The sequence below is a fragment of the Occultella kanbiaonis genome (assembly GCF_009708215.1).
In the GTDB taxonomy this organism is placed as follows: Bacteria; Actinomycetota; Actinomycetes; order Actinomycetales; family Beutenbergiaceae; genus Occultella; species Occultella kanbiaonis.
This window is the reverse complement of record NZ_CP046175.1, coordinates 2,539,615-2,563,605: the sequence shown is the minus strand read 5'-3', so window position 1 is coordinate 2,563,605 and position 23,991 is coordinate 2,539,615. Positions and strand designations below refer to the sequence as shown.

The window sequence follows — 23,991 nt, the reverse complement described above, 5'->3', positions numbered from 1 at the left end:
CGAGCCGCCGGCGCGAGGGGACCGGCGAACGTTCGCCTCTCCCGGACCGGATCGAGGAAGGCAGTCGATGGCCACGGACCCACCCGTATCGCCGCCCGCCGCACCTGTGCCGACCCTGACCGCCACGCTCCCGGCGACCTCCCACGGGGCGCTCGTGTCCTTCATCCGGTCCCGGCCAGGCTGGACGCGGCAGCAGTTGCTGTCCGCGACGGGGCTGTCCCGGACCACCTTGTTCGACCGCCTGGACGGGCTCTTCCAGCACGGTTACGTCTACCAGGACGGGTCCGCACCCCCCGGCGGGGGCACGCGAGGGCCGGGCCGACGCTCCGAGCTGCTGCGCTGGGACACGCGTGGTCGGGTCGTCCTCGTGCTCGACCTCGGCCAGACCCACGCGCGGATCTGTGTGACCGGGGTGGACGGCGGGATCCGTCGGATGCGGGACGTCGCCCTCGATATCGACACCGACGCGCAGGGCTACCTGGAGCAGGTCGCCAAGATCGGCGACGTCCTCCTGCGCGCTGGAGGGGACGAGACCCTGATCGGGGTCGCCCTCGGCATCCCGGGACCGGTCGACCCGGGCACCGGCGTGCTCGGCACCTCCACGACGATGCCGCGGTGGGACGGGTATCCGGTGTTCCAGAGCCTGCGCGAGCGCTGGGGGGTGCCCGTGGTGATCGAGAACGACGCCCGCGCCTTCGCCCTGGGCGAGTCGAGCGTGATCGGTGCGGACCGCTCCGTGCTCGCGATCAAGTACGCGACCGGAATCGGCGCCGGCATCGTCGACACGGGGCACGTGCTCGAGGGTTCCGACGGTGCCGCCGGAGACATCGGCCACGTCCGGATCAGCGACGAGGGTCCGATGTGCACCTGCGGGCGACGCGGCTGCCTGGCCGCCTGGGCGTCCGGGCACGCGCTGATCCGTAGGCTCGCCGACACCGGGGTGCGGGATCTGAAGGACATCACTGAACGCGTCGCGGCCGGGGACCCGGTCGTGTGCGCGGCCGTGGACGATGCCGCCGCGCGCCTGTCCCGGGTGCTCGCCACAGTGGTCGCGGCGGTCAACCCGGACAACCTGGTGCTGGGCGGTTCCCTCGGCCGGCTGCCCCGGGTGGTGGCCCGGATCGACGCGCTGATCCGCGAGGACGTGACCGAGCGGGCCCGGCGACATCTGGTGGTGGGCGCGGCACACCTCGGGGCCGACGGGGCGGTCGTCGGCCTCACCCGCAAGGTCGTCGACCTCGTGTACGACCCGGCCGTGATCGACGCCGCCATCGCCGCCCGCGTGGCCGCGGCCCGGGCAGGCACGAGCGCCGAGCCGGCACCGGCGTGAGCGCGGTGTGGCGCGGATCTCACCGCGCCGGGCAGCCGGAACCGTGCCGACCATCGGCATAATGGAGCCGTACGACAACTGAATGCCACCGAACCGCGGCGGGAGAGTCCCGCACCAGCGGGCGCCGAAGGAGCAACCTCCCCGGGAAACTCTCAGGCCCCTTGGACCGCCAGCGGCGAGGCTCCTCTGGAAAGCAGCCCTTCGGGGTTCACCGACGGTGTAAGCGGGTCACGGCTCGCGAAAACTCTCAGGTCCGATGACAGAGCGGGGAACCACCACCCCGTCCCAGGCGTCCCCGCGCCCTGTCCCAAGGAGTCCCGTGGCACTCACCGTCGGCACGCCCCCGCTCGCCGCCGACCGGGCTCAAGCGCCCGATCCCGGGCCAACTCGCGAGCCGGACACAGCCCGCCACGGCCCGAACCGGCGGCTCGGCATCCTGGCGATCATCGTGTCCGCCACCGCGATGGGTGCGGCCGGACTGTTCAGCCGGATGGCGACGCCGTCCGGTGCCGTGATCGGCGAGTCCTTGACGCTCGGCCGGATGCTGGTCGGCGCGGTCGGAACCTTCGCGGTCCTCGCGCTGGCCGGTCGGCTCGGGCAGTTGCGCCGCGTCCGACTGTCACCATCGGTGGTCCTCGGCGGCGTGTTCCTCGGCCTCTCGCTGGCCACCTATCTGTCCGCGACAGTGCTCACGGACCTCTCCCGCGCCGTCGTGCTCCACTACATTGGACCGGTGCTGGCGACCGTGCTCGCCCGGGTGCTGCTGAAGGAGCGGCCGGGCCGGGTGGACGTGCTCTCCCTGGGGATCGGTTCGATCGGGATGGTCCTGGCCGCCGGGCTGCTCACCTCGGGAGCCGGCTCGTCCCACCCGCCGGAGCAGGAGACGCTCGGCACCATCCTCGGAGTGATCTCCGGTGTCTGCTACGCGGTCGCGCTGCTCTGCTACCGGTACCGGACAGACATGCCCGCCGACGTGCGCAGCTTCTGGAACTTCGTCTTCGGCGCCTTCGGCACCGGCGCGATGGTGGCGGTGACCCGGCCGGACCTGTCCGGGATGACGACCCAGAACTGGGCCTGGGCCGGCGCGTTCTTCCTGATCTGCGGGCTCCTCGCCCTCGGCCTGCTCGTCCTCGCGGGCAAGCACCTGCGTGCCGCCGAACTCTCCGGCCTGTCCTACTGGGAGGTGGTCGTGGCGATCGGCATCGGCGCGGCCGCGTTCGGGGAGGGCATCTCCCCCGTCGCCGCCGTCGGCGCGGCGCTCATCGTCGTCGCGATGGTGCCGATGCTGGCGCGGCGGCAGCCGGGGCGGGGCCGCCGGCGCCGGCGGGCCTGAGCCGGACCCGCGTGCCTGAACCAGGACCGGCTCACCGGACCCACTAGATTGCTGCACCGTGCCTCCCGAAGCCGGCTCCACGCCGTCGACCCCTGCCCTGATCGTCAACGGCGTCCCCTGGTTCGATGATCGTGGGCGGACCGTGAACGCCCACGGCGCCTGCATCGTCGCCGACGGCGAGCGGTACTACCTGTTCGGCGAGTACAAGACCGACGACGAGAACCGCTTCATCGGGTTCAGCTGCTACTCCTCGCCCGACCTCGCCACCTGGACGTTCGAGCGCCTCGTCCTGCCACCCCAGCCGGGCGGGCTCCTGGGACCGGGCCGCATCGGCGAGCGGGTGAAGGTGATGAGGTGCCCCTCGACCGGGCGGTTCATCATGCTGATGCACACCGACGACCTCGGCTACTCGGACCCCCAGATCGGCCTCGCGTCCAGCGACACGGTCAACGGCGAGTACACCTTCCACGGTGCGCTCACCCACGGCGGTGAGCCGATCCGCGGGTGGGACATGGGCACCTTCATCGACCGTGACGGCAACGGGTACCTGCTCCTGCACGAGGGCGACGTGTACCGGCTCAGCGAGGACTACACCGTCGCCGAGCAGAAGGTGGTCAGCGGCGTCGCCCCCGGCGGTGAGTCACCCGCCATGCTCGAGCGGGACGGGATCTACTTCCTGCTCTTCTCGAACAAGACCAGCTGGGATCGCAACGACAACTACTACCTCAGCGCCCCGGCGCTCGCCGGCCCGTGGACGCATCGGGGTCTGCTCGCGCCGGCGGGCAGCCTGACCTGGAACTCGCAGTGCACGTTCGTGCTGGACCTACCGGTCGACGGCGCAGCCGTCCCCATGTACATGGGTGACCGGTGGTCGTTCCCGCACCAGGCGTCCGCTGCCACCTACGTGTGGCTGCCCATCACCGTCGACGGGACCAGCCTGACCCTCGGTGAGTACTGGCCCGCCTGGGACGTCGCCCGCGTGCAGCCCGTCCCCCCGGAGTCGGTGTTCGACGGACCACCGATCGAGGTGACGTTCCGGTCCGAGGGGCCAGGGGACGCCGTCGACGTGCCGTTCGCGGGGACCCAGGTCGCTCTCGTCGGCACCGCGGACGACCACGGCGGCTACGCGCTCGTCGAGATCCGCGACTACTCCGGCGCTCTCGTGGCCTCACTGCTCATCGATCTCTACGCCGGCGCCGCGGAGTCCGGGCTGCGTTACGTCGGTCCGGAACTGCCGCGCGGGGAGTACTCCGTGCGCGTCACGGTCACCGGGGACGGGTCCGTGTTCTACAAGAAGGACGGAACGCGACTCGGCACCAAGGGATGCCGAGTCGCGTTGGACCGTCTGCTCGTGCGGGCCTGAGGTCAGGCCTTCTTCGCGAAGTCCTCTGGGAAGCCGTTGAACTCGTCCGGGTGGAAGCCCGTCCGGTCGCCGCGCTCGAGGCCGTTGATCTGGTCGATGTCGACGTCGGTCAGCTCGAAGTCGAAGACGGCGATGTTCTCCTTGACGCGCTCGGGCGTCACGGACTTCGGGATCACGATGTTGCCCAGCTGCAGGTGCCAGCGCAGCACCACCTGCGCGGGGCTGCGGCCGAGCCGGTCGGCGATCGCGGTGATGACCGGGTCGGCCAGCACCCGCCCCTGACCGAGCGGGCTGTAGGCCTCGGTCGCGATCCCCTGCGCGGCGTTGAACTCGCGGACCTCGCGCTGCTGCAGGTACGGGTGCACCTCGATCTGGTTGACGGCCGGCAGCGGCAGACCCGCGTCGAGGAGCTGCTGGATGTGGTGCGGCAGGAAGTTGGAGACGCCGATCGAACGGATCCGGCCGGCCTCCTTCAGCTCGCTGATCGCGCGCCAGGAGTTCGCGGCCTCGCCGCGCTTCGGGCAGGGCCAGTGGATCAGGTAGAGGTCGACGACGTCCAGGCCGAGGGCCGTCGCGCTCGCGTCGAACGCCGCGAGGGTGCTGTCATAACCCTGGTCGTCGTTGGCGAGCTTCGTCGTCACGAAGACCTCGTCGGTGCCGAGCCCGGAGGCGGCAAGCGCTGCACCGACGCCGACCTCGTTACGGTACCGGGCGGCCGTGTCGATCGCGCGGTAGCCCGCCTCGAGTGCGTGGGTCACCGCGATCTGGGTCTCCTCCGGCGGCACCTGGAACACCCCGAAGCCGAGCTGCGGGATCGTCACGCCATCGTTCAGTGTCACCTGGGGCAGGGTCATGGTGCTCCTTCTCTCATATCGGACAGTTAAGTATGACCATAGGCGACGTCGGCGCCTCCGCGGCTGTCGATCTCGCCTTCCGGGCTGGTCGGCGTGGCGTCGGCACGCGGCCGGCGCCCTGGTCGGGCTCGGCCCCTGGCCGGGCATGCCTCCTGCGCGAGCGCGTCGTCGCGGTGGCACCGATACTGACCACGTGACCACCGAACCAAAGCCCTCCTCCCACGCCGAGCTCAGGCGTCTCGCCGGAAGCGGACCTCGCCCATCCGCCGTGATCGTCAACCCGCACCGGCTCGACGACGTCGAGGGACTCCGACGGACCATCAGCGCGGTGCTCGCCGATGCCGACTGGCCCACGCCGATCTGGCTGGAGACCACGGAGGAGGATCCGGGTACGGGGCAGGCCCGCGAGGCCGTCGCCCGCGGCGCCGAGGTGGTGTTCGTCAGCGGCGGTGACGGCACGGTGCGGGCCTGCGTCGAAGGGCTGGCCGGCAGCGATGCGGCCCTGGCCATCCTCCCGGGTGGGACCGGGAACCTGCTCGCGGGGAACTTCGGGATCCCCACCGATCCCGCCGAGGGGGTGCGCCTGGCGGTCGCGGGCGGGCGTCGCCGCATCGACGTCGGTGAGGTGGATGGCCAGGTGTTCGCGGTGATGGCGGGCATGGGCTTCGACGCCAAGATGCTCGACAGCGCGTCCACGGAGTTGAAGGCACGGATCGGCACCCCGGCCTACGTGTTGTCCGCAGGCAAGCACCTGCTCGACCACCCGATGCGGGTGCAGGTCACGGTCGACGACGCCGAGCCGCTGGTGCGCAAGGCCCGTTCGGTCATCGTCGGCAACGTCGGGCAGATCCAGGCCGGCGTGGCCCTGTTCCCGGACGCCGAGCCGGACGATGGCTACCTCGACGTGGCGATCCTCGCGCCGGAGCACCTCGGACACTGGGTCTCGACCGTGGCTGGCGTCCTGACACGACAGAAGCGGGTGCCGAACCTCGAGATCCTGCGCGGCAGGCGCATCCGGGTGCGAAGCACGCAGGACCAGGAGCGCGAGCTCGACGGCGATGTCGTCGAGCCGGGCCGGGAGCTCGTGGCCACCGTGCGTCCGGCCTCGCTCTGGCTGTGCGTGCCGATCGACGACGCGCTGGAAGGCGCCTGACCTCACCGGCACGAAGCCGAGCCGCCATACGGAACTACCGCTGCGCCGTCGTACCTCGACCCAGCGCAGCCACGGCAGCCTCGACGGCGATCGCGCGGGCCCGCTCGTCCTCGGCCTCCGGCAGCACGAGCGCCCGGGTGAGGCCACCGACGGCGACGGCGGTGCGCACCCTTGTCTCCGCCGTCGCGACGTCGTACCCGAGCAGAGCCGACAGTCTGGCGAGCCACCGGAAGCTCGCACCCTCGAGGTCGAGGTCGGCCACGGCGCCCGGGTCGCGGAGCGTGCCGGCGAGCGCCCTACGGTGCGGCAGGAGTGCGTCGGCGTAGGCAGCCAGCACGTCCTCTGGTGGCAGCCGCCGACCGTCCAGATCGTCCAGGACGGCGTCGACATCGTCGATGAACGGCTGGAAGACACCGCGCGCGAGGTCCGCCTTGGCCGGGAAGTGGTAGTAGAGGGCCGCCTTCGTGATACCGAGCTCGTCGGCGATGTCCTTCAGGCTGGTGGCGGCGAAGCCCTTGGTCACGAACAGCTGCAACGCCGTGGACTCGATGCGTTGGCGCGTGTCGGTCGTCCGACCGTCGCGACGGGGCGCGGACTCTCCCACGGGCATGGTCACCACCTTCCTGGTGCTCGGTCCCCAGAGCCTATGAGACGGGCGCCGGCGAGCCCCTCATTGATACCTAGTCGGTCGGCAAGTAATCTACTCCCCATGGCACACAACATCCTCATCTCCGGTGCCGGCATCGCGGGATCCGTCCTCGCGTACTGGCTCGCACAACGCGGCTTCAACCCCACCGTCGTCGAGAAGCGGCCACACCTGCGCCAGACCGGCGGCCACGCCGTCGACCTGGCCGGCGTCTCGATCGAGGTGGTCGAGCGGATGGGCCTCCTGCCCGCCGTCACCGGCGCCCACGTCCGGCACGATCGAATGACCTTCAACCAGCGCCGTGGACGCCCGATCGAGATGCCGCGCCTGACCGCCACGATCGCGGACCGGCACGTGGAGATCCAGCGCGACGATCTCACCGGGATCCTGCACGCCGCTGCCGCGCCGCACGCCGAGTACATCTTCGGGGACACGATCACCGCGATCACGGACGGCACGGACGCCGTCACGGTCGAGTTCGAGGACTCCCCCCCGCGCGCGTTCGACCTCGTCATCGGCGCGGACGGTCTCCACTCCGGGGTCCGGCGCCTCGTGTTCGGTCCCGAGGAGTCGTACCGGCACGACCTCGGCGCCTATCTGTCCGTCTACAGCTACCCGAACAACGCCGGCCTCGGCAGCGGGGTGATCGGCTACTTCGACTCCGGCCGGGCCGCCTTCACCTACCCCGTCGACGACGGACACCTCGCCCGTGCGCTCCTGCTCTTCCGCGGCCACCCCGCCGGCGACCTGCGCGACCCGGCGCACCAGCTGCGCGTGGTCCGGGACGCGTTCGCGGGCATCGAGGCACACCTCCCGTTCTCCCTCGCCGACCTCCACGAGTCCGAGGACTTCTACTTCGACTCGATCAGCCAGATCCGGATGGACACGTGGTCGAAGGGACGCGTCAGCCTCGTCGGCGACGCGGCATACTCCCCCGGCCCGGCCGTCGGCGGCGGCACGGCGATGGCGGTGCTCGGCGCGTACGTGCTCGCGAACGAACTCGCGCTCGCCCGCGACGACCACGCCGCAGCCTTCGCGAGCGCGGAGTCGGTGCTGGCTCCGGCGATCGCGCAGAGTCGGAAGGTCGGCCCGAGCTCGCTCCGGCAGCTCGTGCCAGGCAACCGTCTCGCCGCCTGGCTGACGCCGCGCACCCTCAGGCTCCTGATCCGGCTACCGAGGCGGGTCTCCCTGGCCCTGTTCTCCCTGCAGGGCAGCGACACGAGCAGGCTCGACGACTTCTCCTCCGAGCGCCTCCCCGCCGTCTGACCGGGCGTGGCACCGCCGATCGCGGCGCGGGCACCGCGGCCGGACCGCGGCACGCAGGCACTACCGTGAGCGCGGGCATCCCCGCCCTCCGCTCAGCCCGAAGGATCCTGCGTGTCGAACGACGCTCCACTGAGAGTCCCCGATCCCGCCACCGACCCGCAGCCGGCCACCGGCTCCCCCGAGGCCGACGAGTCCTTCTCCGTCCGTGCCGCGCTGCGCTCCCCCCGCCGCCTGCGCACGGAGGTGCTCGGCGGGCTTGTGGTCGCCCTCGCGCTGATCCCGGAGGCGATCTCGTTCTCGATCATCGCGGGCGTGGACCCCCGGCTCGGGCTCTTCGCGTCGTTCACGATGGCGGTCACGATCGCGTTCGTCGGCGGCCGCCCGGCGATGATCTCCGCGGCCACCGGCGCCGTCGCCCTGGTGGTGGCGCCCGTGGTTCGTGATCACGGCGTCGACTACCTGATCGCCACCGTGATCCTCGGCGGGATCCTCCAGGTGGTGCTCGGGCTGCTCGGCGTCGCCAAGTTGATGCGGTTCATCCCGCGCATGGTCATGGTCGGCTTCGTCAACGCGCTCGCGATCCTGATCCTCATCGCCCAACTGCCCCACCTGCTCGGGGTGACGTGGATCGTCTACCCGTTGCTCGCCGTCGGCATCGCGATCATCGTGCTCTTCCCCCGCCTGACGAAGGTGGTACCCGCCCCCCTCGTCGCGATCGTGGTCCTCACCGCGTTCACGGTGCTCGCCGGCGTCACGGTACCCACCGTCGGCGACGAGGGCGAGCTGCCCGAGTCGTTGCCGTCCCTGCTGTTCCCGGACGTGCCGCTGTCCCTCGAGACGCTGCAGATCATCGCGCCGTTCGCGCTCGCGATGGCTCTCGTCGGGCTGCTCGAGTCCCTGCTGACGGCGAAACTCGTCGACGACGTCACGGACACCCACTCGAACAAGACGCGCGAGGCGTGGGGCCAGGGCATCGCGAACATCGTGACCGGCTTCTTCGGAGGCATGGGCGGCTGCGCGATGATCGGCCAGACCATGATCAACGTGAAGGTCTCCGGCGCTCGTACCCGCATCTCGACCTTCCTGGCCGGGCTGTTCCTGCTCATCCTGGTGGTCGGCCTCGGCGACCTCGTGGCGATCATGCCGATGGCTGCCCTCGTGGCCGTCATGATCATGGTCTCGGTGGGCACGTTCGACTGGCACTCGATCCGGCCCTCGACGCTGCGCCGGCTGCCGAGGTCCGAGGTCGCGGTGATGGCCGCGACGGTCGTGGTCACGGTCGCCACGAGCAACCTCGCCTACGGCGTGCTCGTCGGCGTGCTCATCGCCATGGTGCTGTTCGCACGCCGGGTCGCCCACTTCACGTCGGTCACCCGGCTGGACGCATCGGACGCCGACGGCGAACGCGTCTACGCGGTCGAGGGCGAGCTGTTCTTCGCGTCCTCGAACGACCTCGTCTACCAGTTCGACTACGCCGGCGACCCCAGCCGTGTGGTCATCGACATGACGAAGGCGCACATCTGGGACGCGTCCACGGTCGCGACCCTGGACGCGATCACGACGAGGTATCAGGCCAAGGGCAAACAGGTCCGGATCGTCGGGCTGAACCCGGACAGTGCCGCCCGCCACGACCGGCTCAGTGGCAACCTCGGCTCCTGACACAGGTCACGAGGGCCGGGCCGGCTCGAGCGAGGAGACCAGGACCGCGACCGCCTCGAGCGCGCCCTGCAGGTCCGCTCGGGTGAGCGGCCCGAGGTGCCGGGCCGCGGTGAGCAGCCCGATCGTCGTCGCGGACAGTGCGAGTGCGAGCGGCTCGGGCGCCACTCGTGTGCTCAGCGAACCCTGCGCCTGCAGGTCGGCGATCCACGCCACCACGGCGCGGTGCCGCTCGGCGTACCTGCCGTCGGTGACGCCGTCGACATAGGAGCCGAGCACGCCCTCGTCATCGAGGAACGCGGCGGTCATGAGCTCATCGTCGAGGAGCACCTCCACGGCGACGGCGTAGGCCCGGCTCGGCGAGGGCGGCTCAGCCTCCCCGAGTCGCTGCCTGGCGGCGGCGTTCATCCGGTCCATCGAGCGGGTCAGCAGGACGTCGAGGATCTCGCGCTTGCTGGTGAACTCCCGGTACACCGCCCCCTTGGCGATGCCGACCTCGGTCGCCACGGCCTGGATGCTCATCGCGTCGAAGCCGTCCGCGAGGACGAGTGCCTGCGCCGCGTCGAGGATCCTCTTCCGCCGGTCAGGGATGAGCGGGCGCGGCACCGTCGCCTCCGTCTCGCTCACCTCGGGTGTCGAGGAACCGCACGACGGCGGGGGTCACCAGGTCCGGTCGGTCCCGTTGGACCCAGTGCCCGGCTCCGTCGACGACGAGCAGGCGGGCGTCGGGGATGCGGGCCGCAGCTTCGCGAGCACGGGCGAGGGGCACGCCCGAATCCCGTGAGCCGTGCACGACGAGGGTCGGCACAGCGACGTCCGGGAGCCGGTCCTGGTAGTTCGTGCGGGTCCGGTTCCACAGGACCTGGTCGCGCTGCCACTGCTCGAACGCCACCCGGGCGCCCTTGCGCCCCGCCGCCACGGTGATCTCCGCGAGGAGGTCCTCGGTCAGCCGGTCCGGACTGCGGACGATCTGCCGCATGCCGCTGGCCAGCAGTCGCGGGCTACGCGCGTATGCCTCCTGGGCAAGACCGAGCGGGCCCGTGCGCAGCGCCAGCCAGGTCAGGGTCTGGGTGGGCAGGCTGAGCCAGCCGTCGGTGAGGCGGTCCTGGAGCCCGTAGCTGCCGAACAGCATCGCGCCCGTGACGCGCTCGGGACGGGCGAGGACGTGCCCGATGGTCAGCCCGCCGCCGAGCGAGAGGCCGCCGATCGCGTACTCCCCCAGCCCGAGGGCGTCCACGAACTCCCCGACGTAGGTGACGAGCCGGTCCTGGGTCGCCGTCCAGGGGGCGCGCGGGCTCTCGCCGAAACCCGGGTGGTCGGGCGCGATCACGCGGTGGCCAGCCGCGGCCAGGTGCCCGCCCAGCTCGCCCCAGGACAGCGATGCGCTGTCCGCGTTCCCGCCGTGCAGGAGCACTACGACGGACGGCGAGGTCGTTGCCTCGGCCGGCGGTGACCAGTGCAGGTAGGAGACCGGCCCCCAGGGCAGGTCGATGATCGATCGGCTCGGTTCCATGACACCCTTCCGTTATGACCACCGTAGCGTATCGGGTCATAACGGAAGGTTACTCCGCTGCGAGCACCCCACCGAGCCCGATCTCGTTCCCGTCGGGATCGCGGTAGATCATCTTGTGCACGCCGTTCCCGTAGTCCTCCTCGGTCTCCGCGTGGATCCCCCGGCGGGCCGCCGCATCGACCATCGCGGGGAGGTTCCCCACGTACAGGGTGACCAGCGCGTGGCCGGCGTGTTCGGGCGCCACGATCACATACACATGACGACGTTCGGCGACCGTCCACACCCGCTCGACGTCGTTCGGCTCGGACGTCTCGACCTCGCCGAAGAGCCGGTCGTACCACCCGACGGCGCGGCCGAGGTCGGTCACCGCGACGCCGGCGAACAGATCCAGTTCCCTCTCGGTATCCATGCCGGTACCGACCTGGGCCGGAACCGGAACTCATCGCCGGGCGCCACTGGTCGATCCGCACGACCGTGCCGCGAACGGGAATCCGAGCTGTTGTAGTAGGCGCCGAGCCGGGTAAGGGCTCGGTACCGCCCGGAGGCGCTCGGATCAGGGACGGCCGCGTCCCGGACCGTCGGGGTAGAGCCGGTAGGGCTCGGCGAGCGCATCGAACGCAGCGAGATCCGCCTGCCATCCGGCGATGATCTCGTCCGGTGCGACGCCCGCCTCGAGCTGGGCGCGCACGTCGCGGGTACCGGTGAGCTGGTCGATCCAGCACGTGTCCTCCGCGGTGCGGCAGTTGGCGCCCTCCCGCCAGTCGACCTCGTCGATCTGGTCGAACAGCACGTCGAGAACGTGCAGCCCGGTCCGGATCGGCTCGTAGCCCGCCGCGTCGGTGAGGTGGATCTGAACGCCGCCCGAGAACGCTCCGGTGTGCTTGCTCGAGGTCGGCGTGGCGGACATCGGCCGGAATGTCACGCCGGGCAGCCCACGGGAGTTGAGCTCGGCGGCCAGCGCGTAGGACTCCGTCTCGTCGATGTAGGGCGCGCCGAACCAGAGGAACGGGGTGGTCGTCCCGCGGCCCTCGGAGACGTTGATGGACTCGATGAGCCCGGTGCCGGGATACACCAGGGCCGTCTCCCGGGTCGGGATGTTCGGCGACGGCAGCACCCAGGGCAGGTCCCAGTCCGCCACGATGCTGGCGGCGTCGTAGTTGCGCATCGTGACCACGTGCAGATCCGCCGGCGCCGCGAGGAACTCGGAGTTGAACAACCCAGCCAGCTCGCCAACGGTCAGGCCGTGCTGCAACGGGATCTCCCGGAGCCCCACGAAGGAGCTCAGCTCTGGGTACTCGAGCACGGGTCCGTCGATACGGTCGCCCAGGGGGTTCGGCCGATCCAGCACCACGAACGGCTTGCCCTGCTCGGCGGCCGCCTCCATCGCGTAGTACATCGTCCAGATGTACGTGTAGAAGCGTGCGCCGATGTCCTGGATATCGAACACCAGCACGTCCACGCCCTCCAGCATCTCGGCGGTCGGCTTGCGAGTGGGTCCGTACAGGGAGTACACCGGCAGGCCGGTGCGCTCGTCGACGTAGCTCTCGACGTAGGCACCCGCCGGCACTCCGCCGCGCACCCCGTGCTCCGGCCCGTACAGCGCGGTGACCTCGTAGTCGCCCTCGGCCTCCCCGGCGATCAGGGCGTCGATGGTGTGGGTGAGGTCGCTCGTGGTTCCGGTCGGGTTCGTGATCAGGCCCACCCGCTGGCCGGCCAGCAGGTCGAGCTCGTCGGCGAGCAGGACCTCCACGCCGAGCTGGAGCGGGCGGTCATGCCCGGGTGGCGTCTCCGGTCGCCCGCCGGGCCCGCCGCCCATGGGCGCGATCACGCCGGCGACTCCGACGGCGGTCGCCGCCGCGACGGCCAGCGCACTCATCAACATCGGTCGTTTCCTGGACATAGCGGTCCTCATCTCACTCGGGATCGGAGGTCTAGTCGGTCGGGCGGCCCGGGTGCGAGCACCCGCCCGGTCCGGCGTGGTCCGGCGGTCCGGCGTGGTCAGGCGGTCCGGCGTGCGGCGGCCGGCCGTCCGGCGGTCCGGCGTTCGCGGGTGGCCCGGCGTGCTGCGGCGGCCCGGGGTAGGACAGACCGCTGCCGAGCGGGAGCAGGATGCCGTCGCCGTCGGCCTCGGGGACGTCCACCGGCAGCCGGCCCGCCGGGTTGATGTCCCCGGCGATCGCCCTGACGATCCCCTGGAAGTTGATCACCCCGGTGCCGTAGCTGTTGATCACCGCGTCCGCACCGGGCAGCACGCTGATGTCATACGGGTTGCGGGTGGCGATGACGACCACGGGGACCCCGGTCGCGGCGAGCTCGGCGACCATCTGCTGCTGTGCCGCGTTGCCGGTCGCGTTGTTCGAGGTGAACACGACGACATCTGCCTCGGCGGTGGCCGCCACGGCGCGGGCCCGGTAGGCGGCCGATGGCGAGGAACCGTTCTCGTAGTCCTCGATCACCTGATAGCCGTGGTCGGCGAGCATCGGACCGACCCGCTCCGGCCAGCCGGAGCCGGCGCCGACCATCAGGATCGTCTCGTCGCAGCCGAGCGGCAGCACGCGTGCCTCGTTCCGTACCAGCGTGGCGGCCCTGTCGGAGATCGTCGCCGCCGTGGCTTGGTGCTCCGCGGAGCCGACCACGCTGTCGATCGCGCCGGGGTCGGTGAACGGGTCCGCCAGGATCCCCCGCTCCGCCTTCCAGGTGAGGATCCGGCGGACCGACTCCTGCAGCCGCTCGATGGTGATCTCGCCGTCCGTGACCGCCTGGCGGACGCCGGCGAAAGAGGCGTCCACGTCGGGGGAGTTCAGCAGGATGTCCGAGCCGGCCAGGATGGTCAGGCGGGCGATGTCCTCCTGGCTCCAGTTCGCCGCGAGCGCGGCCATGTCCAGGGCATCGGTGGTGATGATCCCCTCGAAGCCCATCTCCTCGCGCAGCAGACCGGTCAGCACGGCGGGCGACAGCGTGCCGGGCATCGTCGGGTCGATCGCCTCCACGATGATGTGCGCGCTCATGATCATGTCCACGCCGCCGTCGATCGCAGCCTGGAAGGGCGCGAGGTGCTCGTCGAGGGTGGCCCGGTCGTAGGTGACCACGGGTAGCCCGTAGTGCGAGTCCTCGGCGGTGTCGCCGTGTCCGGGGAAGTGCTTGGCGGCAGCCGCGATGTACGTCTGGATCCCCTGGATCTGAGCGACCCCGAGCTCGCTGACCACGTCCGGGTCTTCGCCCATCGAGCGGATCCCGATCACGGGGTTGTCCGGATTGGAGTTCAGGTCGAGCACGGGAGCGAAGTCGACGTTCACGCCGAGTGCCTGCATCTCGGACCCGAGCACCTCGCCCTGCCGACGGGCCAGGTCCTCGTCGAACGTCGCGCCCAGCGCCATGTTCCCGGGTAGCAGCGTGGCCGGCGGTCCGACCCGGGCGACGAGGCCGCCCTCCTGATCGATCGTGACCGCGAGCGGGATGCCCGGGCCGCTCTCGCCGACCGCGGCCTCCTGCAGACCGTTCGACAGCGCGACGGTCTGCTCGGGGCTGCCGGTGTTGCCGGACCAGGCGAAGTAGAGGACGCCGCCGAGGTGGTACTTCTCGACCACCTCGGCCGGGGTGTCGACCCCGTAGCGGGCCTGGTTGCTGGCCGCCATCGACGTGTCGTCGGCGGATGCGCCGTAGACGTGCGTCCAGGTCATCTGACCGATGAGTTCGTCGAGGCTCATCGCCGCGACGATGGCGTCGATCTCGGCCGCGGTGGGTGTTTCCCCTACCTCCATCACCCCGACGCCGCCCGGCTCGGGCGCCCGGACGGCACCGGCGGGCGCGAGAGCGGAAAGGACAAGGGCTCCTGTCGCGAGCGCGGTGAGGCCTGCTCGGACCGTTCGCGAACCTGTCAGAGTCACGATGTGTCTCCTCGGTCATGCCTCGGGCGACGACGACGTCACTCCGACGGCTCTCCGCACGGCCGGACCTCGTTGCCCGACCGCCTGTCCGGGACCCTATTGAGGGCAGGAGGATGCGTCAAGTATTTCCGAACTTTTGCGGACCTGTGAAAATTACTTCCGCGATCATGGCGTCAGGACAAGACGTCCTTCGTGCTGAACCGCCCGTACGCGAGCGCCCCGAAGAACGCGACGTACGCGGCCTGGAGCAGCGCGTTCTCGGTGACCGAGGTCCACACGATCGGCTCCCGGAGCAGGTCGGCGAACGCGAGCCAGTGGTGCGTGAACAGCCACGGGTGCAGCCAGGCGAGCTGGTCCAGCTGGCCGAGCACCTGCGCGACGATCGTGAGCACGGCAACGGCGGCCATGGCGCCCACCCCGGCGTCGGTCAGGGTCGAGATGAACAGCCCGACGGCGGCCAGCCCCAGCATGCAGATCGTCACGTGGGCGCCCACGAGCAGGGAACGGACGACGGCGTCACCGACGCCGATCGTGTCCCCGGAGAGCAGCGTCGCCTCCCCCGTGCCGAACAGCGCCGCGCCGATCACCCACCCGGTGAGCAGCACCGTGCCGCTCGCGGCCAGGCAGAAGGCGACCGTGGAGACGTACTTCACCAGGAGCAGCCGGACCCGGCCGGCCGGTGCGACGAGGAGGTAGCGCAGCGTGCCGAGGCTCGCCTCGCCGGCGATCGTGTCCCCGGAGACGACGGCAACGGTCAGGGGAAGGAACAGCGGCGTCGTCAGCACCAGCGCGGTGACGGCAACGAACATGCCGTTGTTGGTCACCTGGTCCAGGAACGGCGGGCCCTCCCCCGGCCCCGGCGGTTCGGAGGAGAGCCGCACCACGACGGCCATGAGCACCGGGATCGACGCCAGCGCGGCCAGCATCGCCCAGGTACGCCAGCGGCGGAAGAGCACCCGCAGCTCCGAGGCGAGCAGGGCGCCGCCATGGGTCCGGGCGCGGGCGGTGTCGGAGTCAGCGGGCAACGTCGAACCCCTCCCCGGTGAGGGCCACGAACCGGTCCTCGAGACTTGGCCGCGCCACGTCGAAGCCCCGCACCCGCACCTCGGCGGTCACCAGCGCCGCGACGAGATCCTCGGCGGCCGGCCCGTCGTCGGGCAGCGGCGCCTCGACCACGACCTCCCCCGGCCCGGCCCGCAGGGCCGGACCCGCCAGCGCCGCGTCCAGCCCGAGGCGAGCGAACTCGGCAACCGTTCGCTCGCCGTCGGGCGTCTCGACCCGGACCACCCGGGCACCGGTGCCCCGCAGGTCGTCCAGGCTGCCCTGGGCGACGAGCGAGCCGACATGCATCACGGCCGCGTGCGTGCAGATCTGCTCGACCTCGGCGAGCAGGTGGCTGGACACGAACACGGTGGTGCCCTCGGCGGCGACGGCACGGATGAGCGAGCGCACCTCGCGAGTGCCCTGCGGGTCGAGGCCGTTCGTGGGCTCGTCGAGCACGAGCAGGTCGCGTGGGGTGAGCAGGGCGGCGGCGATTCCGAGTCGCTGCTTCATGCCGAGCGAGTAGGCCCGTGCCTTCTTCCTGGCGGCGTGCGTGAGACCGACCCGGTCCAACGCGCGGGCGACCCGGGCGTCGCGGGTGGCGGGATCGGCGCGGGCGTCGGCCGAGTCGAGTCGGCGCAGGTTGTCCGCCCCGGACAGGAACGGGTAGAACGCGGGCCCCTCGATGAGCGCCCCGACCCGCGGCAGGGCCTCGGCCAGCTCGGTGGGCACGTCGCTGCCGAGGAGGCGGGCACTCCCGCTGGTGGCTGCGGCGAGGCCGAGCAGGACCCGGATCGTGGTGGTCTTTCCGGAGCCGTTCGGGCCGAGGAACCCGAACACCGAGCCGCGGGGCACGGCAAGGTCGATGGCGTTGACGGCGATCTGGTTGCCGAACCGCTTGGTCAGGCCGGTCGTCGCGATCGCGAGGTCGGCGGCGTGCGCGTCCGCCTCAGCCGCGGCTGTCGCGGTGTCGCTCACTCAGCGGCCGCGGCCTGGAGCCGCTCGAGCGGCACCGCCCCGACAAGGACCCTGCCGTCGTCGGCGATCAGCACGTTCACGAGGTCGGTGCCGAGCAGGCGACCCCCGTCGACGGCGGTGGTCAGCTGTGCGAGCAGCGGTTCGCCTCCGAGGTCGGTGGCGCCGGCGTCGAGGATCGCCACGGACTCCCAGCCGGTCCCGACCACGGTCGGCTCCGGGTGTTCGGCCTGCTCGGCGTCGTCGCGTGCCTGGTCCTGCGCCGGCGGGGCGATCTCCTCGACCTCGGCGCCGGCCGGCGGGGTGAACTCGAAGAGGTCGGCATCGGGGGCAGCGAGCTCGAGCGAGGTGTAGCCGATCTGGAAGGCGGGCGTGGCCGCGCCGCGGGCGGTGACGCTCACCCGCAGCGGTTGGCCGGTCTCGCCGTCGACGGCGATCGCGACCTCGCCGACGAGCGTCGCGTCTGTGCGTGGGGTCAGGACGAGGTCGTACGCGGCGCGGCCGGCGACCTCCACGTCCTCGCGGACAGTCAGTTCGGTGCTGGGACCGACGGCCTCGATGATCCGGTCGGCGACCTCGTCCGGTGTGAACCGCTGGTCGAGGCCGGCGGTACGGGCGTCGGGGGGCAGGGTCGCGTGGGTGGCGGCGTTCTCGTCGGAGTCGTAGACCCAGACCTCGTCGCCGTTGACCATGACGTCGCGCTCGCCGAAGCTCTCGAACACCTGGAGCCGGGCCTGGTCCTGCTCGCCGACGAACACCCGGCCACTGTGATCACTGGTGAGCGCCTCGAGGGCGGCGGTCACGGCGGCGGCGTCACCATCGCCGTCCGGGAGGTCCACGCCACCGGGCAGCTCCGGGAGGCCGAGGTCGGAGGTCTGTTCGAACTCGCCGGAGAACGGTTGGTGGTCCCGGTCGGCGAGAAGCGTCAGGACGTCCTCGGGAGTGCGTTCGGGCAACTCGTCGGCGCCCGCCTGTGCGGCGAACGCCACCGAACCGGCGACCACGAGCGGGACCGCCGCGGCCGGTAGCCAGCGGGACCAGGTGCGTGCCATGAACATTCACTCCCTCGAAGACGTACGTCTGCTTCGACGGTACGTCGCGTGGGCGACGATCACCAGTGCATCGGTGCTGAGGAATTGTGTGGATCTGTGTGGGACGGGCGACGGATCGCACTCACGCGCCCGGCTCGCCGCCTCGTCGTGCCGCCCCATGGAGGGCCTGATCGACCAGGCGCGGGGCGAGCGTCTCGTCGAACGGCACCCGGAGCACGAGCATCCGGTGGTAGACGGCCCCCCACAGCTGGTCGACGATCACGTCGAGGTCGACACCCTCGCGCAGCTCGCCCCGGTCGCGGGCGATCCGGAGCCGGACGCGGGCGAGCTCACGGCGCGGCAGCGCGTACTTCTCGGACCAGGCGCGGCCCAGCTCGGCGTCCAGCTGTGCCGCACCGATGAGTTCGGAGACCGGCCGGCCGGCCCCCGCGACCGTGAGCAGTCGCACGAACGCGGTCAGCTGGGCCGTCAGATCCGCCGCCAGGTCGCCGGTGTCGTGGAAGTCGAGCGCTTCCTCGCTGCCGGCGAAGTACGCCTCGGCGGCGAGCGCGCCGGGCGAGGGCCACCACTTGTACAGGGTCATCTTGCTCGACCCTGCCTCTCGGGCGACCCGGTCGAACGTGACCGCCGGCAGGCCCTCCTGGAGCAGGACGCGACCCGCTGCCTCGAGGACGCTCGCGCGTACCTCGGCCGCCGGCCGCCGTCCGCGGCCGCGCCGCGGCGCTTGGTGACCCGTCATCGTTCCCGCTCCTATCTGGACAGGGTGTACATTTCTAGGTGACCATGAAATGGACACGACGTCCACATATTAGCGGGAGGTTCGCACCATGACGAACGACGGGGATCGCGTCGCGATCGTGACCGGCGGCTCGGGCGCCATCGGGAGCGTCTGTGCCGGACGCCTGGCCGCGGACGGCTTCGCCGTCGTCGTGCACCACGCGGGTGGCCGCGAGCGCGCGGACGAGGTGGTCGCCGCGATCCGGGCCGGCGGCGGCCGGGCGGTCACGGCCGGGGGCGACGTGGCGGACGAGACGGAGATGGCGGCCCTGTTCGATGTCGCCGAGCGGGAGTTCGGCGGCGTCGACGTGCTGGTGCACACGGCGGGCATCATGCCGCTGGCGCCGGTCGCGCAGATGGACCTGGACGTGTTCGACCGGGTTCAGCGCGTCAACGTCCGAGGGACGTTCGTGGTCGACCAGCTCGCGGCGCGCCGTCTGCGTGCGGGCGGGGCGATCATCAACCTGTCAACGTCGATCACCCGGCTCCAGACACCGACGTACGGCGCCTACGCGGCCTCCAAGGCCGCCGTCGAGGCGATGTCCCTCATCCTCGCCCGGGAGCTGCGGGGTCGCGACATCACGGTCAATGCGGTCGCGCCCGGCCCCACCGCGACGCCACTGTTCTTCGAGGGCAAGAGCCAGGAGCTGATCGAGGCGATCGCGGCCGCGAACCCGATGGGGCGCCTCGGCGCCCCGGAAGACACCGCGGAAGTGGTCGCGTTCCTCGCCGGGCCGGCCCGATGGGTGAACGGCCAGGTGCTCCACGTCAACGGTGGCGCCGCCTGAGGCGAACGCGACGGTGGGCGAGCCCTTCGGACCGACGCCGGCGTGAGTCCACCGTGGCCTTCAGCCTGACGTCGAAAGCCGCTATCATCGTCATATGACGATGCTGAACCGCGAGGCGGACACTGCCGCAGCGCAGGACCTGGCGCCGGCGGCGGCGCTGTTCCATGGCCTGTCCGACCCGACCCGGTTGGCGATCCTGCAGCACCTGACGCTCGGCGAGCACAAGGTCCGTGACCTCACCGAGCACCTCGGTCTCGCCCAGTCGACGGTCAGCGCACACCTCGCCTGTCTGCGTGACTGCGGGCTCGTGGCGTCCCGGCCGCAGGGTCGAGCCTCGATGTTCTCGCTGAGCACCTCCGCCGAACTGCTCGATGTGCTCGCGAGCGCGGAACGCCTGCTCGCGGCCACCGGATACGTCGTGACCCTGTGCCCGAACTACGGCATCGGGACCACCTCGAACCCGGCCCCGGCGGACCTGCGGGCGCACCCGAACAGGGCACCGTGACCATGGGTGAGCACAGCCATGCACACCCGCCGACCACGCACCGGGGACGGCTGGCGATCGCGTTCGCGATCACCGCCACCATCCTGGTCTCCCAGGTGATCGGCGCCCTGATCACCGGGAGCCTGGCGCTGTTCGTCGATGCCGGCCACATGATCACCGACGCGGGCGGCCTGCTCATGGCCCTGCTGGCCGCGACCCTGATGTCCCGGCCGGCGACCTCCCGGCGCACCTGGGGCTGGCGCCGCATCGAGATCCTGGCCGCAGGCGCGCAGGCGGCGCTGCTGTTCGCGGTCGGCATCTATGCCCTGATCGAGGGGGTGCGGCGGCTCCTCGAGCCACCCGAGATCGGTGCGACCGGCACCCTCGTCTTCGGCATCATCGGTCTGGCCGGGAACGTTGCCGCCATCGCAGTCCTCAGTACCGGCCGCGACGCGAACCTGAACATGCGGGCCGCGTTCCTCGAGGTGGTCAACGACGCGCTCGGCTCGGTGGCCGTGATCGTCAGCGCGCTGATCATCACCTTCACCGGGTGGACCAGAGCCGACGCTCTCGCCGGCATCGCCATCGCCGTCCTGATCGCACCCCGGGCGCTCGCGGTCCTGCGCACGGCCGGCCGCGTGCTCCTGGAGACCACGCCCGAAGGACTCGACCTGGACGTCGTGCGCGACCATCTCCTCGCCCAGCCGCACGTCCGGGGCGTGCACGACCTGCACGCCTCGCAGATCGCCACCGGACTGCCCGTCCTGACCGCCCACATCGTGCTCGACGACGAGTGCTTCCAGGACGGCCACGCGCCCCGCATCCTCGACGACCTCCAGGCCTGCGTCGCCGAGCACTTCGACGTCGGCGTGCAGCACTCGACGTTCCAGCTCGAACCCTCGACCCACTCCGGACACGAGCACGGCATGCACGACTGACCCGGCCGCCGTCGAGCGCCGGCACTCGCCACGTGGTCTGACCTGTTCCGTGCCGGTCCGTCAGGCTGTCTGGCCGGCGTGCTCGCCCTCGGCCAACTCCTCGACGAGCTTCGCATTGAACGCCGGCAGGTCGTCTGGCGTACGGGAACTGACAAGTCCCTGGTCCACCACAACCTCCTCATCGACCCAGGTCGCACCAGCGTTGCGCAGATCCGTCCGTAGGCTCGGGTAGGACGTGAGCGTGCGACCGCGCACGACATCTGCGTCGGTCAGGATCCAGCCGCCGTGGCAGATCACCCCGACAGGCTTGCGCTGGTCGAAGATGGCACGCACGAAGGCGACAGCATCCGGGTCCAGCCGCAGTGCATCCCCGTTCGCGACTCCGCCGGGTAGGACCAGCCCGTCGTAGGAGGCCGCATCCACATCGGCGATGAGAACGTCGACGCTCGCCTCGTGGCCCTTCTTACCGGTGATGCTGCCGCGCTCCGGTGAGATGAGCACCGCCGTCGCGCCGTGTTCGGTCACCGCCTGCCAAGGGCTCGTCAACTCGCTGTCCTCGAAGCCGTTCGTGGCGAGGAAGGCGATGGTCTTGTTGGTGAGATGGGACATGGTGGGACTCCTTTCTGGTGCCGTACTGCACCCGACCGTACGAGCCCCCGGCCGGCTCCGCCGCCGGGAGCCCCTATCGAGCGAAACCCCCAGGAGGCCCTCAGACTGTGCACATGCGAACGGTTGGCGTGGAGGAAGAACTGCTGCTTGTCGACGGCGAAACGGGTGTGGCCATGTCGATGTCGCCCGCGGTGCTGCGCCCGTTCGGCGGAGCAGCCGGCAACGACGACGGCGGCGGATCCCTCGTCGGCGAACTCCAGCGCGAGCAACTCGAGACGGACACGCCGCCGCGCGAGAGCATGACCGATCTGCTCGCCGACCTGCGGTCCTGGCGCCGTACGGCGGATCTGGCGGCGCGGGCGGCGGGCGCTCGCGTCGCCGCGCTCGCGACCTCCCCGCTCCCGGTCCAGCCATCGACCGCGCCGAAGCGCAGGTACGAGGAGATGGTGGAGCGGTTCGGCATGGCCGCCTCCGACCTGCTCATCTGCGGCTGCCACGTGCACGTGCAGATCCACTCGCCGGAGGAGGCCATCGCGGTACTCGACCGGATCCGCGTGTGGTTGCCCGCGCTCCTGGCCATCAGCGCGAACTCCCCGTTCATGCACGGCCGGGACACGTCCTATGCGAGCTACCGGAGTCAGTCGATGATCCGGTGGCCGTTGTCCGGACCCACCGACATCTACGGGTCGGCACGTGCCTACGAACAGATGATCTCGGAGGCATTGGCCACGGAGGTACTCCTCGACGACGGCATGCTCTACTTCGACGCCCGCGCCTCCCGCCGGTACCCGACGGTCGAGGTGCGCGTGGCGGACATCTGCCAGGACGCCTCCGATGCGGTGCTGTTGGCAGCACTCAGTCGCGCCCTGGTTGAGACGGCGGCGCGGGACTCGGCGACCGGTGACCCGGCCCCGGCCGTGCCCACCCGCATGCTGCGGCTGGCAACCTGGCAAGCCGCGCGTCACGGACTTGAGGGAAACCTCCTCGACCCGGCGACGTACCGGCCGCGGCCGGCCGCTGAGGTGATCGATGCTCTCCTGGCCCACGTACGGCCGACACTCGAGGACAGCGGCGACTCGGACCTCGTCCACGAATCGATGACGCAACTGCGCGAGCGTGGCAACGGCGCGCGCCTGCAGCGCCGCACCCTGGAGCGGACCGGAGCCATGGCCGAAGTGGTCGCCGCGGCGGTACGACGGACGGCAGGGCATGAATGAGCGCGCTCCACGAGGTCGATGTCACGGCTCCCGGGTGGGGCCGGCGACGGTGCGGGCGTGGCTGGGTCTACCTCGACGCCGAGGGGAAGCGCATCGCAAGCGTCACCCTCGTGGCCCGGTGCCGTGACCTTGTGATTCCGCCCGCGTGGCAGGACGTGTGGATCTGCCCCGACGCGCTCGGTCATATCCAAGCCGTCGGAACCGACGAGGCCGGCCGACGACAGTACCTCTACCACCCGGTCTGGCGCGCCGAGCAGGACGCAGCCAAGCACGAACGGGTGCGCGAGATCGCCGACCGCCTGCCGGCGGCCCGGAGGAACGTGCGACGCGACCTGCGCCGACCCGGGATGCCTCGTGAGCGAGCCCTCGCCGTCGCATTCCTGCTCCTCGATCAGGGCCTTTTTCGGATCGGCAGCGAGGCGTACACCGCCGACAACGGCAGCTTCGGCCTAGCGACCCTGCTCAAGCAACACGTCAGGATCACGAAGGCGGGCGTCGCCGTGTTCGACTACGTCGCCAAGTCCGGTCAGCAGCGGCACGTCGAGATCGACGACCCCGGGGTGGTCGATGCCGTCCGGGTACTGCGCCGCCGACGAGGAGGCGGCCCCGAGCTGCTCGCCTACCGCGAGGGATCGGCACGACGAGGTCCTTGGCGCGATCTGACCAGCGTGGACATCGGCGCCTACGTCAAGCTTCGCCTCGGGCAGGACGCCACCGCAAAGGACTTCCGCACCTGGCACGGCACCGTCCTCGCCGCCATCACACTGGCCCGGCACGGTGGCTCCGAGTCCGCAACCGAACGCGACCGGAGTGTGCGCGAAGCCGTGTCCGAGGTGGCCGAGCGACTCGGCAACACCCCGGCGGTGAGCCGATCCGCGTACATCGACCCCCGGGTTCTCGAGGCGTACGAGCAGGACACGGTGCTGGCGACGTTGCCGGTGCCGGACGAATCACCGGCCACTCCGGCGCCGCCGCGGATCGAAGCAGCCGTGCTCGAGGTACTCGACTCCGGCGAGGACTCGTCGTGAACCCCCGGGTGCGTACCCGGCTGGGCTGACTTAGCGTGGCTAGGACGGACCCACAACGGGTACGACACGAGATGGAGGGCT

23 protein-coding genes and 1 riboswitch are annotated in these 23,991 nt (G+C 71.0%); of the genes, 11 read left to right on the top strand and 12 right to left on the bottom strand.

Annotated features, from left to right (window positions below; translation table 11 throughout):
- Positions 1-67 precede the first annotated feature (67 nt).
- The 3 genes from GKS42_RS11850 (at position 68) to GKS42_RS11840 (ending at position 4,026) form a co-directional block, all read left to right on the top strand.
- A complete protein-coding gene (locus GKS42_RS11850; RefSeq protein ID WP_154794004.1) occupies positions 68-1,330 on the top strand; it encodes an ROK family protein in 1,263 nt (420 codons plus the stop codon).
- An 89-nt stretch (positions 1,331-1,419) separates the two neighbouring features.
- Positions 1,420-1,510: riboswitch (glycine riboswitch) on the top strand.
- Positions 1,511-1,649: 139 nt separating this feature from the next.
- Positions 1,650-2,663 (top strand): DMT family transporter, encoded by a 1,014-nt coding sequence (locus GKS42_RS11845; protein WP_210769362.1) that lies wholly within the window; start codon positions 1,650-1,652, stop codon positions 2,661-2,663.
- Between the two features lie 58 nt (positions 2,664-2,721).
- The gene (locus GKS42_RS11840; protein WP_154794002.1) at positions 2,722-4,026 is read left to right on the top strand and encodes a family 43 glycosylhydrolase; all 1,305 of its coding nucleotides are present in this window, start codon (positions 2,722-2,724) and stop codon (positions 4,024-4,026) included.
- Between the two features lie 2 nt (positions 4,027-4,028).
- Here the strand turns inward: GKS42_RS11840 and GKS42_RS11835 are convergent, their stop codons facing one another.
- Positions 4,029-4,880 (bottom strand): aldo/keto reductase, encoded by an 852-nt coding sequence (locus GKS42_RS11835; protein WP_154794001.1) that lies wholly within the window; start codon positions 4,878-4,880, stop codon positions 4,029-4,031.
- 193 nt (positions 4,881-5,073) lie between these two features.
- On the opposite strand from GKS42_RS11835, the gene GKS42_RS11830 reads away from it, so the two are divergent.
- The gene (locus GKS42_RS11830) at positions 5,074-6,033 is read left to right on the top strand and encodes a diacylglycerol/lipid kinase family protein (protein ID WP_232848026.1); all 960 of its coding nucleotides are present in this window, start codon (positions 5,074-5,076) and stop codon (positions 6,031-6,033) included.
- A 34-nt stretch (positions 6,034-6,067) separates the two neighbouring features.
- Here GKS42_RS11830 and GKS42_RS11825 read toward each other — a convergent pair whose 3' ends face one another.
- Entirely contained in the window at positions 6,068-6,643 is a 576-nt protein-coding gene (locus tag GKS42_RS11825) for a TetR/AcrR family transcriptional regulator (RefSeq protein ID WP_154793999.1), read from the bottom strand.
- A 99-nt stretch (positions 6,644-6,742) separates the two neighbouring features.
- Here GKS42_RS11825 and GKS42_RS11820 point away from each other — a divergent pair, with 99 nt between their 5' ends.
- Both GKS42_RS11820 and GKS42_RS11815 read left to right on the top strand, forming a co-directional pair.
- Complete coding sequence (locus tag GKS42_RS11820; protein WP_168217816.1) at positions 6,743-7,945, top strand: FAD-dependent monooxygenase; 1,203 nt, start codon at positions 6,743-6,745, stop codon at positions 7,943-7,945.
- A 111-nt stretch (positions 7,946-8,056) separates the two neighbouring features.
- Positions 8,057-9,604 carry a SulP family inorganic anion transporter gene (locus GKS42_RS11815; RefSeq protein ID WP_154793997.1) on the top strand — a complete coding sequence of 516 codons (1,548 nt, stop codon included), beginning with the start codon at positions 8,057-8,059 and terminating at the stop codon, positions 9,602-9,604.
- Positions 9,605-9,610: 6 nt separating this feature from the next.
- Here GKS42_RS11815 and GKS42_RS11810 read toward each other — a convergent pair whose 3' ends face one another.
- The 9 genes from GKS42_RS11810 to GKS42_RS11770 all read right to left on the bottom strand — a co-directional run bounded on the left by GKS42_RS11810 (position 9,611) and on the right by GKS42_RS11770 (position 18,808).
- Positions 9,611-10,228: a TetR/AcrR family transcriptional regulator gene (locus tag GKS42_RS11810; RefSeq protein WP_232848025.1), complete on the bottom strand. Its 618-nt coding sequence runs from the start codon at positions 10,226-10,228 to the stop codon at positions 9,611-9,613.
- Entirely contained in the window at positions 10,185-11,114 is a 930-nt protein-coding gene (locus GKS42_RS11805) for an alpha/beta fold hydrolase (RefSeq protein ID WP_154793996.1), read from the bottom strand. Before GKS42_RS11805 ends, GKS42_RS11810 begins: the two co-directional genes overlap by 44 nt.
- Positions 11,115-11,163: 49 nt before the next feature.
- On the bottom strand, positions 11,164-11,523 hold the full coding sequence (locus GKS42_RS11800) for a VOC family protein (protein WP_154793995.1): 360 nt from the start codon (positions 11,521-11,523) through the stop codon (positions 11,164-11,166).
- 144 nt (positions 11,524-11,667) lie between these two features.
- On the bottom strand, positions 11,668-12,990 hold the full coding sequence (locus tag GKS42_RS11795; RefSeq protein WP_232848024.1) for an exo-beta-N-acetylmuramidase NamZ family protein: 1,323 nt from the start codon (positions 12,988-12,990) through the stop codon (positions 11,668-11,670).
- A 55-nt stretch (positions 12,991-13,045) separates the two neighbouring features.
- Positions 13,046-15,001 carry a glycoside hydrolase family 3 protein gene (locus GKS42_RS11790; protein WP_232848023.1) on the bottom strand — a complete coding sequence of 652 codons (1,956 nt, stop codon included), beginning with the start codon at positions 14,999-15,001 and terminating at the stop codon, positions 13,046-13,048.
- Between the two features lie 173 nt (positions 15,002-15,174).
- Complete coding sequence (locus tag GKS42_RS11785; protein WP_154793993.1) at positions 15,175-16,026, bottom strand: ABC transporter permease; 852 nt, start codon at positions 16,024-16,026, stop codon at positions 15,175-15,177.
- Positions 16,016-17,020: an ABC transporter ATP-binding protein gene (locus tag GKS42_RS11780; protein WP_154793992.1), complete on the bottom strand. Its 1,005-nt coding sequence runs from the start codon at positions 17,018-17,020 to the stop codon at positions 16,016-16,018. Before GKS42_RS11780 ends, GKS42_RS11785 begins: the two co-directional genes overlap by 11 nt.
- Positions 17,017-18,069: a LolA family protein gene (locus GKS42_RS11775; protein ID WP_154793991.1), complete on the bottom strand. Its 1,053-nt coding sequence runs from the start codon at positions 18,067-18,069 to the stop codon at positions 17,017-17,019. The genes GKS42_RS11780 and GKS42_RS11775 overlap by 4 nt, the downstream gene beginning before the upstream one ends.
- A 121-nt stretch (positions 18,070-18,190) precedes the next feature.
- Entirely contained in the window at positions 18,191-18,808 is a 618-nt protein-coding gene (locus GKS42_RS11770; protein WP_154793990.1) for a TetR/AcrR family transcriptional regulator, read from the bottom strand.
- 88 nt (positions 18,809-18,896) lie between these two features.
- Between GKS42_RS11770 and GKS42_RS11765 the strand changes: the two genes are divergently transcribed.
- The 3 genes from GKS42_RS11765 to GKS42_RS11755 all read left to right on the top strand — a co-directional run bounded on the left by GKS42_RS11765 (position 18,897) and on the right by GKS42_RS11755 (position 21,056).
- The gene (locus GKS42_RS11765; protein WP_154793989.1) at positions 18,897-19,634 is read left to right on the top strand and encodes an SDR family oxidoreductase; all 738 of its coding nucleotides are present in this window, start codon (positions 18,897-18,899) and stop codon (positions 19,632-19,634) included.
- A 94-nt stretch (positions 19,635-19,728) separates the two neighbouring features.
- Positions 19,729-20,139 (top strand): ArsR/SmtB family transcription factor, encoded by a 411-nt coding sequence (locus GKS42_RS11760; protein WP_154793988.1) that lies wholly within the window; start codon positions 19,729-19,731, stop codon positions 20,137-20,139.
- Between the two features lie 2 nt (positions 20,140-20,141).
- A complete protein-coding gene (locus GKS42_RS11755) occupies positions 20,142-21,056 on the top strand; it encodes a cation diffusion facilitator family transporter (protein ID WP_154793987.1) in 915 nt (304 codons plus the stop codon).
- Positions 21,057-21,116: 60 nt separating this feature from the next.
- Here the strand turns inward: GKS42_RS11755 and GKS42_RS11750 are convergent, their stop codons facing one another.
- Complete coding sequence (locus GKS42_RS11750; protein ID WP_154793986.1) at positions 21,117-21,665, bottom strand: type 1 glutamine amidotransferase domain-containing protein; 549 nt, start codon at positions 21,663-21,665, stop codon at positions 21,117-21,119.
- 113 nt (positions 21,666-21,778) lie between these two features.
- On the opposite strand from GKS42_RS11750, the gene GKS42_RS11745 reads away from it, so the two are divergent.
- A complete protein-coding gene (locus GKS42_RS11745; RefSeq protein WP_154793985.1) occupies positions 21,779-22,882 on the top strand; it encodes a carboxylate-amine ligase in 1,104 nt (367 codons plus the stop codon).
- Positions 22,879-23,910, top strand: a complete 1,032-nt coding sequence (locus tag GKS42_RS11740; RefSeq protein WP_154793984.1) for a DNA topoisomerase IB — start codon at positions 22,879-22,881, stop codon at positions 23,908-23,910. Before GKS42_RS11745 ends, GKS42_RS11740 begins: the two co-directional genes overlap by 4 nt.
- Positions 23,911-23,991: the final 81 nt, after the last annotated feature.

What these genes read in the sequence shown, in the direction of transcription:
- GKS42_RS11835 (WP_154794001.1), bottom strand. Translation starts at nt 4,880, where the DNA reads ATGACCCTGCCCCAGGTGACACTGAACGATGGCGTGACGATCCCGCAG.
- GKS42_RS11770 (WP_154793990.1), bottom strand. Translation starts at nt 18,808, where the DNA reads ATGACGGGTCACCAAGCGCCGCGGCGCGGCCGCGGACGGCGGCCGGCG.
- GKS42_RS11750 (WP_154793986.1), bottom strand. Translation starts at nt 21,665, where the DNA reads ATGTCCCATCTCACCAACAAGACCATCGCCTTCCTCGCCACGAACGGC.
- GKS42_RS11795 (WP_232848024.1), bottom strand. Translation starts at nt 12,990, where the DNA reads ATGAGTGCGCTGGCCGTCGCGGCGGCGACCGCCGTCGGAGTCGCCGGC.
- GKS42_RS11800 (WP_154793995.1), bottom strand. Translation starts at nt 11,523, where the DNA reads ATGGATACCGAGAGGGAACTGGATCTGTTCGCCGGCGTCGCGGTGACC.
- GKS42_RS11765 (WP_154793989.1), top strand. Translation starts at nt 18,897, where the DNA reads ATGACGAACGACGGGGATCGCGTCGCGATCGTGACCGGCGGCTCGGGC.
- GKS42_RS11740 (WP_154793984.1), top strand. Translation starts at nt 22,879, where the DNA reads ATGAGCGCGCTCCACGAGGTCGATGTCACGGCTCCCGGGTGGGGCCGG.
- GKS42_RS11760 (WP_154793988.1), top strand. Translation starts at nt 19,729, where the DNA reads ATGACGATGCTGAACCGCGAGGCGGACACTGCCGCAGCGCAGGACCTG.
- GKS42_RS11850 (WP_154794004.1), top strand. Translation starts at nt 68, where the DNA reads ATGGCCACGGACCCACCCGTATCGCCGCCCGCCGCACCTGTGCCGACC.
- GKS42_RS11745 (WP_154793985.1), top strand. Translation starts at nt 21,779, where the DNA reads ATGCGAACGGTTGGCGTGGAGGAAGAACTGCTGCTTGTCGACGGCGAA.
- GKS42_RS11755 (WP_154793987.1), top strand. Translation starts at nt 20,142, where the DNA reads ATGGGTGAGCACAGCCATGCACACCCGCCGACCACGCACCGGGGACGG.
- GKS42_RS11825 (WP_154793999.1), bottom strand. Translation starts at nt 6,643, where the DNA reads ATGCCCGTGGGAGAGTCCGCGCCCCGTCGCGACGGTCGGACGACCGAC.
- GKS42_RS11820 (WP_168217816.1), top strand. Translation starts at nt 6,743, where the DNA reads ATGGCACACAACATCCTCATCTCCGGTGCCGGCATCGCGGGATCCGTC.
- GKS42_RS11775 (WP_154793991.1), bottom strand. Translation starts at nt 18,069, where the DNA reads ATGGCACGCACCTGGTCCCGCTGGCTACCGGCCGCGGCGGTCCCGCTC.
- GKS42_RS11805 (WP_154793996.1), bottom strand. Translation starts at nt 11,114, where the DNA reads ATGGAACCGAGCCGATCGATCATCGACCTGCCCTGGGGGCCGGTCTCC.